This is a genomic window from Bacillus cereus group sp. BceL062 (genome assembly GCF_051780025.1).
GTDB classification, from domain to species: domain Bacteria; phylum Bacillota; class Bacilli; order Bacillales; family Bacillaceae_G; genus Bacillus_A; species Bacillus_A toyonensis.
Window position 1 is genome coordinate 192,231 of sequence record NZ_JBPWGY010000008.1, and the last position, 15,178, is coordinate 207,408.

The window sequence follows — 15,178 nt, forward strand, 5'->3', positions numbered from 1 at the left end:
AGATAAGAGAGGGTAATTATGAAAAAGTATGCATTAGTAACTGGAGGGAGCGGAGGGATTGGCTCTGCTATTTCAAAACAATTAATTCAAGATGGATATACTGTATATGTTCATTACAATAACAGTGAAGAGAAGGTAAATGAGTTACAGAAGGAATGGGGTGAAGTAATTCCTGTTCAAGCGGATTTAGCTTCTAATGATGGGGCAGAGCAGTTGTGGGGACAAATTGAACATCCTATTGATGTTATCGTATACGCAGCTGGAAAGAGTATCTTTGGATTAGTGACAGATGTAACAAATGGTGAGTTGAATTATATGGTAGAACTTCAAGTTAAGAGTGTATATAAATTACTATCAATGGCACTTCCACCTATGATTGGGCGGAGAAGTGGAAATATTGTAGTTGTTTCATCTATATGGGGGCAAATAGGGGCTTCTTGTGAAGTGTTATATTCAATGGTAAAGGGAGCACAAAATTCATATGTGAAAGCTTTAGCAAAAGAGGTTTCTTTAAGTGGATTGCGTGTGAATGCAGTAGCACCAGGTGCAATTGAAACGGAAATGTTAAGTGTCTTTTCTGAAGAAGATAAGATTGGCATTGCTGAAGAGATACCATTAGGCAGAATAGGTTTACCAGAAGAGGTAGCAAAGACAGTTTCATTTCTCGTATCACCAGGAGCATCTTACATAACTGGACAAATTATCGGTGTGAATGGTGGCTGGCATTGTTAAAAAATTCTTACATAAAAAATGAAAAGTTGCACAAATTAAGCATGATTTTATTACTCAATAGTGAGGTGCTTAATTATGTCAGTGTTAGATAATTTTGATCAGTGGAAGAGCTTTTTAGGAGAACGTTTAGAACAAGCGGAAGGAAAAGGGCTTAATAATGGTGCCGTATCAGATATGGCATTTCGTGTTGGCGATTATTTAGCAAATGAAGTAGAAGCGCGTAACGATCAAGAAAAATTATTGTCTGAGCTTTGGAAAGTTGCTGATGAACAAGAGCAGCATACAATCGCAAATTTAATGGTTAAGTTTGTACAACATAAGTAAAAGTAGAGAGGAGAATCTCCTCTCTACTTTTTTTGTATAATAATTACACGGGAGAGATTATACATTTAGCTTCCCTATTAAGGTGAAATCATATAATATAGTACGTAGGTGTAAAGTAAGCAAGGGGAGTGATCTTGGATGATTGAATGGTATTTTGAATATGAAATACATAAAAACCGACCTGGCTTGCTTGGTGACGTTTCTTCGTTAATCGGTATGCTCGGCATTAATATTGTCACAATTAATGGTGTTGATAATGCACGACGTGGGTTACTCCTTATGTGTGATAATCAAGAGCAGATCTCTAGACTTGAATCAATTTTAAATACGATGGATAACATAACGGTAACGAAATATCGTCCGCCAAAGCTAAGGGATAAACTAGCGGTTAGACATGGTAGGTACATACAACGAGATGCAGATGACAAGAAAACATTTCGTTTTGTGCGTGATGAACTAGGATTACTTGTAGACTTTATGGCGGAAATCATGAAAAAAGAAGGCCATAAACTAATTGGGATACGAGGAATGCCTCGTGTCGGAAAAACAGAATCCATTGTTGCCGCAAGTGTTTGTGCAAATAAACGATGGTTATTTGTATCATCTACTCTCATTAAACAAACTGTTCGTAGTCAATTGATTGAAGATGAGTATAGCGATGACAATATTTTCATCCTAGATGGAATTGTGTCAACAAAGCGTGCCAATGAAAGGCATTGGCAACTCGTTCGTGAAATTATGAGATTGCCTGCAACGAAAGTTGTGGAACATCCTGATGTATTTGTGAGTCAGTCAGAATACACATTGGATGATTTTGATTATATTATCGAGTTACGTAACGATTATGATGAAGAAATTCAATATAATTTAGTAGATGAAATTGAGCAAGGTACGCAAAATAATTTCTCTATGTTCGACTTTTAAAGAAATATTGAGGTGTTAGTAGTGACAGAATTAGGACAAAAGCTGAAAGAAGCAAGAGAAGCAAAAGGCTTGTCTATTGATCAGCTGCATGAGATTACAAAAATTCAAAAACGCCATTTAGTAGCGATTGAAGAAGGCAATTATGACGTATTGCCAGGAGCTTTTTATGCACGTGCATTCATTAAACAATACGCGGATGCGGCTGGATTAAATGGAGAGGAACTGCTTGTAGAATATCAGAGTACGATACCACAATCTGAAAATCGTGATGTTCCACAAGTATCAACTGGACAAAAAACACAAGAAACAATGCAAAAATCTTCATCATTGCCAATGGCAGATCATATGCCGAAAATCTTAATTGCATTGTTAGTAATCGCATTTGGAGTCGTAGTTTGGTTTGTTATTCAAGCACTGACTGGTAAAGATGACGGACGAGTTCCGGCTACTCAAAGTGAGAAAATTGAAGTTAAAAAAGCAGAAAATTCTCCGCTAGATACGAAGAAAGATGAAGCGAAAGCGGAAGAACCAAAGAAAGAAGAGCCAAAAAAAGAAGAGCCAAAAAAAGAAGAGCCAAAGAAAGAGGAACCAACTGGACAACAAGAAGTAAAAGTAGTTGGAACAAGTGGTAAGGTATCTACTTTGGAAATTCATAATAATAAAACATTAGAACTGGAAATTTCAGCGAAGGGTACAAGTTATGTAGATGTTAAGGACGATGCGGGTAATGAAATTCTAAACACTACAGTACAAAGTGGTCAAACAGAAAAACGAGATTTATCAACAGCAAAAGAAGTGCGACTTAATATTGGAAATGCAACGAATGTTGAAGTTAAACTGAATGGCCAAGTGGTCGCTTACCCATTGGATCCAGAAAAAGAACTTCACCAAAGATTGGTGATAAAAAACCAAGGGGTAGAGCAACCTGCACAATAACAGTCATCGCTTCGATGACTTTTTTCAATGAACAAATGTTTTTGATATGATGGAGGAATAGCTGTGAATTTACCAAATAAAATTACAATATCTAGAATCTTCTTAATCCCAGTTTTTATGGTAATTATGTTAGCACCCTTTGATTGGGGTTCATACACAATTGGTGATGTAGATCTACCAATTCAACACTTAGTAGGGGCGCTTATCTTTATTATTGCCTCAGCTACAGATTGGATTGATGGACATTACGCAAGAAAGTATAATCTTGTAACAAACTTAGGGAAATTCCTTGACCCGTTAGCAGATAAATTACTTGTTTCGGCAGCACTTATCACATTAGTCGAGATGGGATCTGTACCAGCTTGGATCGTTATAGTAATTATAAGCCGTGAGTTTGCTGTGACAGGTTTACGACTTGTACTTGCTGGAACAGGGGAAGTCGTTGCAGCGAATCAATTAGGGAAAATTAAAACATGGACACAAATTATCGCGATTGCGGCATACTTATTACACGATGTACCTTTAAATTTAATCCATATTCCAGTTGCTGATATCTTTATATGGATTGCATTAATTTTTACTGTTATTTCAGGATGGGATTATTTCTGGAAAAATAGAGCTGCTTTTGTAAACTCAAAATAGAAGTTTATGGGGGAATTGGGATGAATGCTGAAATTATTGCGGTTGGAACGGAATTATTACTTGGACAAATTGCAAATACAAACGCCCAGTTTTTATCTGAAAAGTTAGCTTCAATTGGCATTAATGTGTACTACCATACTGTAGTTGGAGATAATAACAAACGATTACAGCAGGCGATTGAAGTTGCAGAAGAACGTGCGGATATGCTTATTTTTACAGGTGGATTAGGCCCGACAAAAGATGATTTGACGAAGGAAACAATTGCGTCTAGCTTAGGGGAAGAGCTTGTATATGACGAAAATGCATTAGCATTAATAAGCGATTATTTTAAGCGTACAGGTCGTGAGTTCACTGAAAATAATAAAAAGCAGGCACTCGTTTTGAATGGAGCAACTGTATTTGCAAATGATCACGGTATGGCACCTGGTATGGGTTTAAATAAGAACGGAAAAGTTTATATTTTATTACCAGGACCACCGAAAGAAATGAGGCCAATGTATGTAAGTTATGTAGAGCCTTTTTTACGTAACTTTACAACAGGAGAAAACATTTATTCTCGCGTGCTTCGCTTCTTCGGAATTGGGGAATCTCAATTAGAGGTGAAAGTTCAAGATTTAATTGATGGACAAACGAACCCGACAATCGCCCCGCTTGCGAATGATGGAGAAGTGACATTACGTTTAACTGCGAAGCATCAAAATGCTCATGAAGCGGAGAAACTCATTCAGCATATGGAAGATTTGATTTTAGAAAGAGTAGGAGAATTTTTCTACGGGTATGACCAAGAGTTTCTGCACTATAAGGCGATAGAGTTATTGAAGAAAAAAGGTTTAACTTTAGCGTGTGCAGAAAGTTTAACAGGTGGTCTCTTCGGTAACCAAGTAACAGAAAGTGCTGGTGTGTCTTCAGTATTTAAAGGCGGTGTCATTTGTTATCATAATGATGTGAAGCAACATGTTTTATATGTACCTGAGGAAGTGTTGTCTACTGACGGTGCAGTTAGTAAAGAATGTGCTCGTTATCTTGCTGAAAATGTTAAAAAATTATTAAAAGCGGATATCGGAATTAGTTTCACTGGGGTAGCAGGACCAGATGCTTCAGAACATAAAGAGCCGGGAACAGTATTTGTTGGATTGGCGATTAAAGATGAACCAACTGTAGTCTTTCCTCTAAATTTAAGCGGAAGTCGTCAACAAATTAGGGAACGCTCAGCAAAATATGGGTTTTATCATTTGTATAAAAAGCTAGAAGAGATATAAGTCTCTTTTAGCTTTTTTTAATGGTTAAATGCAGTTTTATGTAATGGAAAATAAAAAAATCGAATAAATGTTCGATTTTTGTTGGCAAATTGAATTGAAAATAGGTATAATAAGATTAGCAATTCAGTTAAGGAGGAATTTTGAATGAGTGATCGTCAAGCGGCATTAGATATGGCGTTAAAACAAATAGAGAAGCAATTCGGTAAAGGTTCAATTATGAAATTAGGAGAACAAGCGGAGCGTAGAATTTCTACAATTTCAAGTGGTTCTTTAGCACTTGATGTGGCACTAGGGGTAGGCGGATACCCACGTGGCCGTATTATTGAAATTTACGGACCTGAAAGTTCAGGTAAAACAACAGTTTCATTACATGCAATCGCTGAAGTACAGCGTCAAGGTGGACAAGCAGCATTTATTGATGCGGAGCATGCAATGGATCCTGTATATGCACAAAAATTAGGCGTTAACATAGATGAATTACTATTATCACAGCCTGATACAGGGGAACAAGGACTAGAAATCGCAGAAGCACTTGTACGAAGTGGCGCGGTTGACATTATCGTAATTGACTCTGTAGCAGCTCTTGTACCGAAAGCAGAGATCGAAGGAGACATGGGTGACTCACACGTAGGTTTACAAGCACGTTTAATGTCACAAGCACTTCGTAAGCTTTCAGGTGCAATCAATAAATCAAAAACAATCGCAATCTTTATCAACCAAATTCGTGAAAAAGTTGGGGTTATGTTCGGGAACCCAGAAACAACTCCAGGTGGTCGTGCGTTGAAATTCTATTCAACAGTTCGTCTTGAAGTACGTCGTGCTGAGCAATTAAAGCAAGGTAACGACATCGTTGGTAATAAAACGAAAGTAAAAGTAGTGAAAAATAAAGTAGCACCACCATTCCGTGTTGCTGAAGTTGATATTATGTACGGAGAAGGTATTTCAAGAGAAGGTGAAATCTTAGATATGGCTTCTGAACTTGATATCGTTCAAAAGAGTGGTGCTTGGTACTCGTATAATGAAGAACGTTTAGGACAAGGTCGTGAAAATTCAAAACAATTCTTAAAAGAGAATACGGATTTAAGAGAGGAAATTGCCTTCTTTGTTCGTGATCATCACGGAATTGGTGAAGACTCAGGTGTGGAAGACACGGAAGATTCAACTCTTCAAGATTAAAAAATAAAAGACACGGTCCCGTGTCTTTTATTTTTTTACCTTCTATTAAAATCGTGTATATCGCAGTAGTTAAAAAATTTTTTTTGACTCAAACGGGATGTGTAAAGAGGGATATTCATATGTTTTAAGGGAATAAAATGGTATTTACTAAGGTTTTCCAGGATAATATGCTATCAATTTTTCAAATTCAGATAACATTCAGGACTGAAGGTAAAGAAAGTAAAAGTAGACAACGCTTGACAATGAAAATTCCGATAGATACAATGAGAATGTATATTTTTTCTTATATACGATACACTCTTCTCAAGAAGAGAAGTAATATTTGGAGTAAGGTTTAAATCTTGCCGAAATAATAATATGACATTTTAATTGTGAAATGAAGAAAGTCCCTTAAAAAAGCGGGACGACGGTCTTTGCTGTATGTTGTAATTCAATGTACATGCCGACAGTCTTTTTTCATTCATAGCAAGGGGAGGTGAAATCATGACGAGTACATTTTGGATACTCATCTCCATTTTGCTTGCAACAGCAGTCGGTGCAGTTGTTGGCTTTTTTGTTCGAAAGTCTATTGCTGAAGCGAAGATTAATGGTGCAGCTAATGAAGCGAGACGTATTTTAGAAGAAGCGAATCGTGATGCTGAAGCACTTAAGAAAGAAGCGCTTTTAGAAGCAAAGGATGAAATTCATACACTTCGTACAGAAGCTGAATTAGAAATTCGTGACCGTAGAAGCGAATTACAAAAACAAGAAAATCGTTTAATGCAAAAAGAAGAGAACCTTGATCGTAAAGACGAAACGCTCGATAAGCGCGAGCAACAGTTAGAGAAGAAAGAGGATTCTCTTGTAGCGAAACAACAACAGATTGAAGAGTTGGAAAGCAAAGTGGGAGAGTTAGTTCAAAAGCAACAAACAGAATTAGAGCGCATTTCCAATCTGACACGCGAACAAGCGAAAGCAATTATTCTTGGTAAAGTGGAAAGTGAAGTTTCTCATGAAATTGCCGTTATGGTAAAAGAAAGTGAAATTCGCGCGAAAGAAGAAGCGGATAAGAAAGCAAAAGAGATTTTATCTCTTGCAATGCAAAGATGTGCAGCTGATCATGTTGCTGAAACAACCGTTTCGGTTGTAAATCTTCCAAATGACGAAATGAAGGGACGTATTATCGGGCGTGAAGGTCGTAATATTCGTACGTTAGAAACGTTAACGGGTATTGACTTAATTATCGATGATACACCAGAGGCAGTAATCCTTTCTGGATTCGACCCAATTCGTCGTGAAACAGCTCGTATCGCTCTTGATAAACTAGTACAGGACGGACGTATTCACCCAGCGCGTATTGAAGAGATGGTCGAAAAATCAAGACGTGAAGTGGACGAGTATATTCGCGAAGTCGGAGAGCAAACAACGTTTGAAGTGGGTGTTCACGGATTACATCCAGATTTAATTAAGATTTTAGGTCGTTTGAAATACCGTACAAGTTACGGACAAAACGTCTTAAAACACTCTATGGAAGTTGCATATTTAACTGGACTTATGGCAGCAGAGCTTGGTGAGGATGAAAAACTAGCAAGACGTGCAGGTCTATTACATGATATCGGGAAAGCTATTGATCATGAAGTAGAAGGTAGTCACGTTGAAATTGGTGTTGAACTCGCGACGAAATATAAAGAGCATCCTGTAGTTATAAACAGTATTGCATCTCACCATGGTGACACAGAACCAACTTCTATCATTGCAGTTTTAGTTGCAGCAGCAGATGCATTATCAGCTGCAAGACCGGGAGCTCGTAGTGAAACGCTTGAAAACTACATTCGTCGTCTTGAAAAGTTAGAAGAGATTTCAGAGTCTTATGAAGGCGTTGAAAAATCATTCGCAATTCAAGCAGGACGTGAAGTTCGTATTCTGGTAAAACCAGATACAATCGATGACTTAGAAGCTCATCGTTTAGCTCGTGATATTCGAAAACGTATTGAAAATGAACTGGATTACCCAGGACATATTAAAGTAACTGTTATTCGTGAAACACGTGCAGTGGAATACGCAAAATAAAGTGGTGAAACACCACTTTATTTTTTTGTGTTGGAATTGGATAAAATAAAGAAAATCAAGTGAAACAAACTTATAATAAATTTGTTGTAAGGAAATTGCTTGAAGTTATAGTAATAAAAAATGTAGTACATAGAAAGGGTAAGACATATGAGAATATTATTTGTTGGGGATGTAGTAGGATCTCCTGGTAGAAGTATGATTCAACAATACGTACCGGCGTTAAAGAAAAAATATACACCTACAGTAACAATCATTAATGGAGAAAATGCAGCAGGTGGGCGTGGTATTACAGAAAAAATTTATCGAAACTTTTTAGAGTGCGGCGCACAAGCGGTTACACTTGGAAACCATGCTTGGGATAATCGTGAGGTATTTGAATTTATTGATGATGCAAAATATCTTGCAAGACCAGCTAACTTCCCAGAAGGAACACCGGGAAAAGGTCTTATATTTGTGAATTGTAATGGAACAGAAGTTGCAGTTATTAACTTACAAGGGCGTACGTTCCTTCCTCCGATTGATTGTCCATTTCGAAAAGTGGATGAATTAATTAACATTGCGAAAAAACGTACGAATATTATCTTTGTTGATTTTCATGCGGAAACTACAAGTGAAAAACAAGCGCTAGGTTGGTATGTAGATGGTCGTGCTACAGCGGTAGTAGGTACACATACTCATGTACCTACAGCAGATAATCGTATTTTACCAAGCGGAACAGCATACATTACAGATGTTGGTATGACAGGCCCGTATGACGGAATTTTAGGTATGGATAGAGAAGCGGTCTTGAAGAAGTTTTTAACAAACTTACCGGTAAGATTTGAAGTGACGAATGGTAGAACACAATTAAGTGCAGTGCTAATTGATGTGGATCCGAATACAGGAAAAGCAAAGAAAATTGAGCGCATTTTAATTAATGACGATCAACCATTTTTTGAGTAAATCTCCGTAAAAATTTAGATAAGTTATTATATTTTAATTTTTTAGAAAAAATACGAAAATTTAGCAGGAATACGCGCCATTCCTCGTGAATATAAGTTAAAGTGATATAATTGCTAATACTTTTTAAAGAAACGAGGAGGAAACGCGGAATGGAAATATTAAAAGTTAAAGCAACGTCGGTCCCTAATTCTGTAGCTGGTGCACTTGCAGGTGTTATTCGCGAACGCGGAACAGCAGAAATTCAAGCTATTGGTGCAGGTGCATTGAACCAAGCGGTAAAAGCAGTAGCAATTGCAAGAGGGTTTGTAGCGCCTAGTGGTTTGGACCTGATTTGTATCCCAGCGTTTACAGATATTATGATTGATGGGGAAGAGCGTACAGCAATAAAATTAATTGTAGAACCTCGTTAAGTTTAAACAACCTGTTTGCAGTATGCAAACAGGTTATTTTTATAGTGGAGGAATGAAAATGAAAATTTTTGATGCTCATTGTGATGTACTCTTACAGTTATGGATTGCAAAGGGGAAAAAGAATTTTAAAAATGATTCACAATTACATATTACATTTGAACAATTAAAGAAAAGAAAAGGAAGTATACAATGTTTTGCTATATATGTGCCAGAAACAGTAGCATATGAAAAACGTTTTGAAGCGGCATTACAAATGATAGATATTTTTTATAATGAAATTTTATCGCTACCAGGTGTGAAGTTGATCCGAACGAAAGCTGATATAAGTATGTTAAAACAGGACGAGATTGGAGCACTTTTAACATTAGAAGGATGCGAAGCAATTGGAAAAGAAGCGATGAAATTACGTTTGTTTTATCAATTAGGTGTACGTTCCTTTGGATTAACATGGAACTATGCGAATTTGTTAGCTGATGGGGCGCTAGAGACACGTGGAGCAGGCTTAACTACTTTCGGTAGACAAGTTGTACAAGAACTTAATACGTTACATGTATGGACCGATCTGTCCCATTTAAATGAGAGAAGTTTTTGGGATGTGGTAGAAATTGCAAATAATCCTATTGCATCTCACTCAAATTGCTATAAACTGTGTGACCATCCACGTAATTTAAATGAGGAACAAATTCAATTCCTTATAAAGCGAAATGGCATGATTGGTGTCACTTTTGTACCTCAGTTTCTTACAAATGAAAAACAAGCGAATATTACAGATATAATAAAACATATCGATTATATTTGTTCGCTAGGTGGAGAAAACAACATAGGGTTTGGTTCAGATTTTGATGGGATTTTAGAAACAGTTGTAAATGTATCGGTGTATGAAGATTATGAAAATGTAATTAATGAACTATATAAACACTATGCTGCATCAACTGTAGAACGATTTTTGTATGATAACTTTGTTGAACATATAAGTTTTTAAGTGTTTTGTTTTAAAAATTCAGAAAAATTAAAATAAATTCAATTGATATTATTGCTTTTTTTAGGACCTAATACTAGAATGAAAAACGAAATAGCTTTATACTTAAGATTCAGGGAAATCAGAAGAGGCATAATTTGCGTCCGTTGTAGTTTATTTGCATAAAAAATGCTAAACTAATACTGTAAAAAAATACACTACAATGAATGCAGCCAAAAGGGGTGTAGGAGATGATTAGTCAACTTTCATGGAAAGTTGGAGGCCAACAAGGTGAAGGAATTGAAAGTACAGGGGAAATCTTCTGTATAGCATTAAACCGATTAGGATATTACCTATACGGTTACCGCCACTTCTCATCACGTATAAAAGGCGGCCATACAAATAATAAAATTCGCGTAAGTACAACAGAAGTACGTGCGATCTCAGATGACTTAGATATTTTAATTGCTTTTGATCAAGAAACAATTGATTTTAACTTCCACGAACTACGTCCAGGCGGAATTGTCGTTGCGGATGCGAAATTTAATCCAACAATACCTGACAATACAGATGTAAATTTATATGTGATACCGTTTACAGATATTGCTTCAGAATTAGGCACATCATTAATGAAAAACATGGTTGCTGTTGGAGCATCAAGTGCGGTATTAGGTTTAGACGAAACAGCTTATTTGGATGTTGTTGAAGAAATCTTTGGTCGTAAAGGAGAGCAAGTCGTTCAAAAGAATATGGATGCAATTAAACGCGGCTCTCAATATATGAAAGAATTGCTAGGTGAGAAAGTAAACATGATGCAGCTTGAAAAAGCTGATGGTAAGAAACGCATGTTTATGATTGGAAACGATGCAATCGCATTTGGTGCGGTAGCTGGTGGCGCTCGTTTTATGTCAGCATATCCAATCACACCTGCATCTGAAATTATGGAATACTTAATTAAAAAATTGCCTAAAGTCGGCGGAACAGTAATCCAAACTGAGGATGAAATCGCAGCTTGTACAATGGCAATTGGCGCAAACTATGCTGGTGTTCGTACATTAACAGCATCTGCAGGGCCTGGTCTTTCTTTAATGATGGAAGCCATTGGGTTAGCAGGTATTACAGAAACACCGCTAGTAATTGTTGATACGCAACGTGGTGGTCCAAGTACGGGGTTACCAACGAAACAAGAGCAGTCTGATTTAATGGCGATGATTTACGGTACGCATGGTGAAATTCCAAAAATCGTAATGGCGCCAAGTACAGTGGAAGAAGCTTTCTATGATATTGTAGAAGCGTTTAACTTAGCTGAAGAATATCAAGTGCCTGTTATTTTCTTAACAGATTTACAGCTTTCTTTAGGTAAACAAACTGTAGAACCGCTTACGTTAGATAAAGTGGAAATTCGTCGTGGTAAGCTGGATTTAGAAGCAGAATTACCAGAACGTGAAAATAAAGCATACTTCAAGCGTTATGAAGTAACAGAAGATGGCGTTTCACCACGTGTTTTACCTGGTATGAAAAATGGTGTTCACCATGTTACAGGTGTAGAACATGATGAAACTGGTAAACCATCTGAATCGGCAATAAACCGTAAAGATCAAATGGACAAACGTTTCCGTAAAATGGAGAACTTGAAGTTTAATACCCCTGTTTATAAAAATGTTAAGCATGAGGAAGCAGATGTGTTACTTGTTGGATTTAACTCAACTCGTGGTGCGATCGAAGAGGCAATGGAGCGTTTAGAACAAGAGGGTATGAAAGTAAACCATGCTCAAATACGTTTAATTCACCCGTTCCCGAAAGCTGAAATCGATCCACTTGTGAAAAATACAAAACGTGTTGTAGTTGTAGAAAACAACGCGACTGGTCAGCTTGCTAACATTATGAAAATGAATCTTGGTAATGGTGAGAAAATTTCTAGTCTTTTAAAATATGATGGAAACCCATTCTTGCCGAAAGAGATTTACAACGAATGCAAAAAAGGGGTTGTATTAAATGGCAACATTTAAGGACTTTCGTAACAGTGTAAAACCAAATTGGTGCCCAGGTTGCGGAGACTTTTCGGTGCAAGCTGCAATTCAGCGTGCGGCAGCTAACGTTGGCTTAAATCCAGATGAACTTGCTGTTGTTTCTGGTATTGGTTGTTCAGGTCGTATATCAGGTTATATTAATTCATATGGTGTGCATAGTATTCATGGACGTGCCCTTCCGATTGCACAAGGTGTAAAAATGGCAAATCGTGATTTAACAGTTATCGCATCAGGTGGGGACGGTGATGGATTTGCGATTGGTATGGGACATACAATCCATTCTATTCGTAGAAACATTGATATTACGTATATCGTAATGGATAACCAAATTTACGGATTAACAAAAGGCCAAACTTCACCACGTAGTGAAGCTGGATTTAAAACGAAAAGTACACCACAAGGTTCGATTGAACCATCACTAAATGTTATGGAAATGGCTTTAACAGCTGGTGCAACATTTGTGGCGCAAAGCTTTTCAAGTGATTTAAAAGAATTAACGCAAATTATTGAAGCTGGTATTAACCATAAAGGATTCTCATTAATTAATGTATTTAGTCCATGTGTTACTTATAATAAAGTAAATACGTACGATTGGTTCAAAGAGAACTTAACGAAACTAAGTACAGTAGAGGGATATGATCCATCTAATCGCATGATGGCTATGCAAACATTAATGGAAAATAACGGATTAGTAACAGGTTTAATTTATCAAAATACTGCGCAACCATCATATCAAGAACTTGTAAAAGGCTATAGTGAAAAGCCATTAGTACAAGCTGATTTAAATATGGATCAGAAAATGTTTGATGAGCTTGTTGCTGAATTTATGTAACGATTAGAAGGTTGCCATTTGGCAACCTTTTTTTACTGAATGAAAAATATAGGATAGCTTTGTTTACTTAGAAAATTCAGAATGGTAAAATAATATAAGGATCGTTGTATGGAAATGGCAAGTTCATTGCTTATGAAATGTAAGATAAGGCAGGGCCTCTTCCTTGTTAAAATTGGCTAAACGCTTCATACTATGGTAATGTGTATAGGGATAAAGCAATATGCTTTTGGGTAGGACAAGATGAAATAATAAAAAGGGAACGTCTATTTGTGTGGGGAAGACTTCATTCTTACGGATGATTAGATCGATTACTCAAGTTTCAAAGGACAAGTTATCTCTCAATCAAGCTATCTAACCATTTTTAAGGTGGGTCTAAGCGCATTAAAATAGACTACAGAGTGTGTATAGTTAAGGGTGAAAGGAGATTACCGATGAACGAGCAACAACGATTAGCAAGTCAACAAGCAAATTCCTCTACGAAAAAAGAAGAGAAAGATTATAGCAAATACTTTGAAAGTGTATATCAACCACCTTCCTTAAAAGATGCCAAAAAGCGCGGAAAAGAAGAAGTTAAAATTGAACGGGATTTTGGCTTACCTGAAGAGTTTCGTAATTTTGGTGCAGGAAGAAAGTTTTATATTCGTACATATGGGTGTCAAATGAATGAGCATGATACGGAAGTAATGGCAGGTATTTTCACAACACTTGGATATGAACCGACATTTTCAACTGAAGATGCAGATGTAGTTTTATTAAACACTTGTGCAATTCGTGAAAACGCTGAAAATAAAGTATTCGGTGAACTTGGTCATTTAAAATCATTAAAACGTAGAAATCCGGACCTTTTAATTGGTGTATGTGGTTGTATGTCTCAAGAGGAATCTGTTGTAAATAAAATCATGCAAAAAAATCAGCATGTAGATATGGTATTTGGCACGCATAATATTCATAGATTACCGTACATTCTAAAAGATGCAATGTTCTCGAAGGAGACGGTAGTTGAAGTTTGGTCAAAAGAAGGGGACGTAATTGAAAATCTTCCGAAAGTGCGTCGTGGCGATATTAAAGCTTGGGTAAATATTATGTATGGCTGTGATAAATTTTGTACATATTGTATTGTACCGTATACACGCGGAAAAGAGCGAAGCAGGCGTCCAGAAGATATTATTCAAGAGATTCGTCATTTAGCTGCGAATGGTTATAAAGAAATTACGCTACTTGGACAAAACGTAAATGCATATGGTAAAGACTTTGAAGATTTAGAATACGGTCTTGGAGATTTAATGGACGAACTTCGTAAAGTTGATATTGCCCGTATTCGTTTTACAACGAGTCATCCACGTGATTTCGATGACCACTTAATTGAAGTGCTTGGAAAAGGTGGAAACCTAGTGGAACATATTCACTTACCAGTTCAATCTGGAAGCACAGATATGTTGAAAATTATGGCACGTAAATATTCGCGTGAGCATTATTTAGAACTTGTAAGAAAAATTAAAGAAACAATTCCAAGCGCAGTATTAACAACTGATATTATCGTCGGTTTCCCAAATGAAACAGATGAGCAATTTGAAGAAACGATGTCGTTATATCGTGAAGTAGGATTTGATACTGCATTTACATTTATTTATTCCCCGCGAGAAGGTACACCAGCTGCAAAAATGAAAGATAATGTGCCTATGGAAGTAAAGAAAGAACGACTACAACGATTAAACACACTCGTAAATGGGTTGGCAGTTGAAAAGAATAATCGTTATAAAGGTCAAGTTGTAGAAGTGTTAGTTGATGGGGAAAGTAAAAATAATCCGGAAGTACTTGCAGGTTATACTCGTACGAATAAACTTGTAAACTTCGTCGCTTCAAAATCTTTAATTGGTCAGCTTGTGAAAGTAAAAATAACGGAAGCAAAAACTTGGTCTCTTAACGGGGAATTAGTTGAGGAACCGATTGAGGTGAAATAATAG

Annotated in this window: 14 protein-coding genes; all 14 read left to right on the forward strand. The window is 36.8% G+C overall.

The features are described from left to right. Positions 1-18 precede the first annotated feature (18 nt). The 14 genes from ymfI (at position 19) to miaB (ending at position 15,175) form a co-directional block, all read left to right on the forward strand. A complete protein-coding gene (ymfI, locus tag ACS2MN_RS19625) occupies positions 19-732 on the forward strand; it encodes an elongation factor P 5-aminopentanone reductase (protein WP_000759614.1) in 714 nt (237 codons plus the stop codon). A gap of 75 nt (positions 733-807) precedes the next feature. Continuing rightward, complete coding sequence (locus ACS2MN_RS19630; RefSeq protein ID WP_000114447.1) at positions 808-1,056, forward strand: DUF3243 domain-containing protein; 249 nt, start codon at positions 808-810, stop codon at positions 1,054-1,056. Between the two features lie 138 nt (positions 1,057-1,194). Next, positions 1,195-1,980: a DUF3388 domain-containing protein gene (locus ACS2MN_RS19635; protein WP_000574107.1), complete on the forward strand. Its 786-nt coding sequence runs from the start codon at positions 1,195-1,197 to the stop codon at positions 1,978-1,980. 21 nt (positions 1,981-2,001) lie between these two features. After that, complete coding sequence (locus ACS2MN_RS19640; RefSeq protein ID WP_000137455.1) at positions 2,002-2,916, forward strand: helix-turn-helix domain-containing protein; 915 nt, start codon at positions 2,002-2,004, stop codon at positions 2,914-2,916. A 63-nt stretch (positions 2,917-2,979) separates the two neighbouring features. Beyond that, positions 2,980-3,558 carry a CDP-diacylglycerol--glycerol-3-phosphate 3-phosphatidyltransferase gene (pgsA, locus tag ACS2MN_RS19645; protein WP_001052980.1) on the forward strand — a complete coding sequence of 193 codons (579 nt, stop codon included), beginning with the start codon at positions 2,980-2,982 and terminating at the stop codon, positions 3,556-3,558. Between the two features lie 20 nt (positions 3,559-3,578). Continuing rightward, positions 3,579-4,817 (forward strand): competence/damage-inducible protein CinA, encoded by a 1,239-nt coding sequence (cinA, locus tag ACS2MN_RS19650; RefSeq protein WP_088055206.1) that lies wholly within the window; start codon positions 3,579-3,581, stop codon positions 4,815-4,817. 144 nt (positions 4,818-4,961) lie between these two features. Then, positions 4,962-5,993: a recombinase RecA gene (gene recA, locus ACS2MN_RS19655; protein ID WP_001283854.1), complete on the forward strand. Its 1,032-nt coding sequence runs from the start codon at positions 4,962-4,964 to the stop codon at positions 5,991-5,993. A 483-nt stretch (positions 5,994-6,476) separates the two neighbouring features. Next, a complete protein-coding gene (gene rny / locus ACS2MN_RS19660; protein WP_000204714.1) occupies positions 6,477-8,042 on the forward strand; it encodes a ribonuclease Y in 1,566 nt (521 codons plus the stop codon). Between the two features lie 147 nt (positions 8,043-8,189). Then, the gene (locus ACS2MN_RS19665; protein ID WP_001221099.1) at positions 8,190-8,984 is read left to right on the forward strand and encodes a TIGR00282 family metallophosphoesterase; all 795 of its coding nucleotides are present in this window, start codon (positions 8,190-8,192) and stop codon (positions 8,982-8,984) included. Positions 8,985-9,133: 149 nt separating this feature from the next. Next, entirely contained in the window at positions 9,134-9,394 is a 261-nt protein-coding gene (gene spoVS, locus ACS2MN_RS19670) for a stage V sporulation protein SpoVS (RefSeq protein ID WP_000404341.1), read from the forward strand. A 58-nt stretch (positions 9,395-9,452) separates the two neighbouring features. Beyond that, the gene (locus tag ACS2MN_RS19675; RefSeq protein WP_000688028.1) at positions 9,453-10,376 is read left to right on the forward strand and encodes a dipeptidase; all 924 of its coding nucleotides are present in this window, start codon (positions 9,453-9,455) and stop codon (positions 10,374-10,376) included. 227 nt (positions 10,377-10,603) lie between these two features. Continuing rightward, positions 10,604-12,361, forward strand: coding sequence for a 2-oxoacid:acceptor oxidoreductase subunit alpha (locus tag ACS2MN_RS19680; protein WP_000625414.1), 1,758 nt, complete (start codon positions 10,604-10,606; stop codon positions 12,359-12,361). Continuing rightward, complete coding sequence (locus tag ACS2MN_RS19685; RefSeq protein WP_000190161.1) at positions 12,348-13,214, forward strand: 2-oxoacid:ferredoxin oxidoreductase subunit beta; 867 nt, start codon at positions 12,348-12,350, stop codon at positions 13,212-13,214. The genes ACS2MN_RS19680 and ACS2MN_RS19685 overlap by 14 nt, the downstream gene beginning before the upstream one ends. A gap of 431 nt (positions 13,215-13,645) precedes the next feature. Further along, positions 13,646-15,175, forward strand: coding sequence for a tRNA (N6-isopentenyl adenosine(37)-C2)-methylthiotransferase MiaB (gene miaB / locus ACS2MN_RS19690; RefSeq protein ID WP_001005380.1), 1,530 nt, complete (start codon positions 13,646-13,648; stop codon positions 15,173-15,175). The last annotated feature ends 3 nt before the right edge of the window (positions 15,176-15,178 follow it).

Coding starts and splice junctions, on each gene's coding strand:
- ACS2MN_RS19675 (WP_000688028.1), top strand. CDS start 9,453: ATGAAAATTTTTGATGCTCATTGTGATGTACTCTTACAGTTATGGATT.
- ACS2MN_RS19665 (WP_001221099.1), top strand. CDS start 8,190: ATGAGAATATTATTTGTTGGGGATGTAGTAGGATCTCCTGGTAGAAGT.
- ACS2MN_RS19685 (WP_000190161.1), top strand. CDS start 12,348: ATGGCAACATTTAAGGACTTTCGTAACAGTGTAAAACCAAATTGGTGC.
- ACS2MN_RS19635 (WP_000574107.1), top strand. CDS start 1,195: ATGATTGAATGGTATTTTGAATATGAAATACATAAAAACCGACCTGGC.
- ymfI (WP_000759614.1), top strand. CDS start 19: ATGAAAAAGTATGCATTAGTAACTGGAGGGAGCGGAGGGATTGGCTCT.
- rny (WP_000204714.1), top strand. CDS start 6,477: ATGACGAGTACATTTTGGATACTCATCTCCATTTTGCTTGCAACAGCA.
- ACS2MN_RS19680 (WP_000625414.1), top strand. CDS start 10,604: ATGATTAGTCAACTTTCATGGAAAGTTGGAGGCCAACAAGGTGAAGGA.
- miaB (WP_001005380.1), top strand. CDS start 13,646: ATGAACGAGCAACAACGATTAGCAAGTCAACAAGCAAATTCCTCTACG.
- recA (WP_001283854.1), top strand. CDS start 4,962: ATGAGTGATCGTCAAGCGGCATTAGATATGGCGTTAAAACAAATAGAG.
- ACS2MN_RS19630 (WP_000114447.1), top strand. CDS start 808: ATGTCAGTGTTAGATAATTTTGATCAGTGGAAGAGCTTTTTAGGAGAA.
- spoVS (WP_000404341.1), top strand. CDS start 9,134: ATGGAAATATTAAAAGTTAAAGCAACGTCGGTCCCTAATTCTGTAGCT.
- cinA (WP_088055206.1), top strand. CDS start 3,579: ATGAATGCTGAAATTATTGCGGTTGGAACGGAATTATTACTTGGACAA.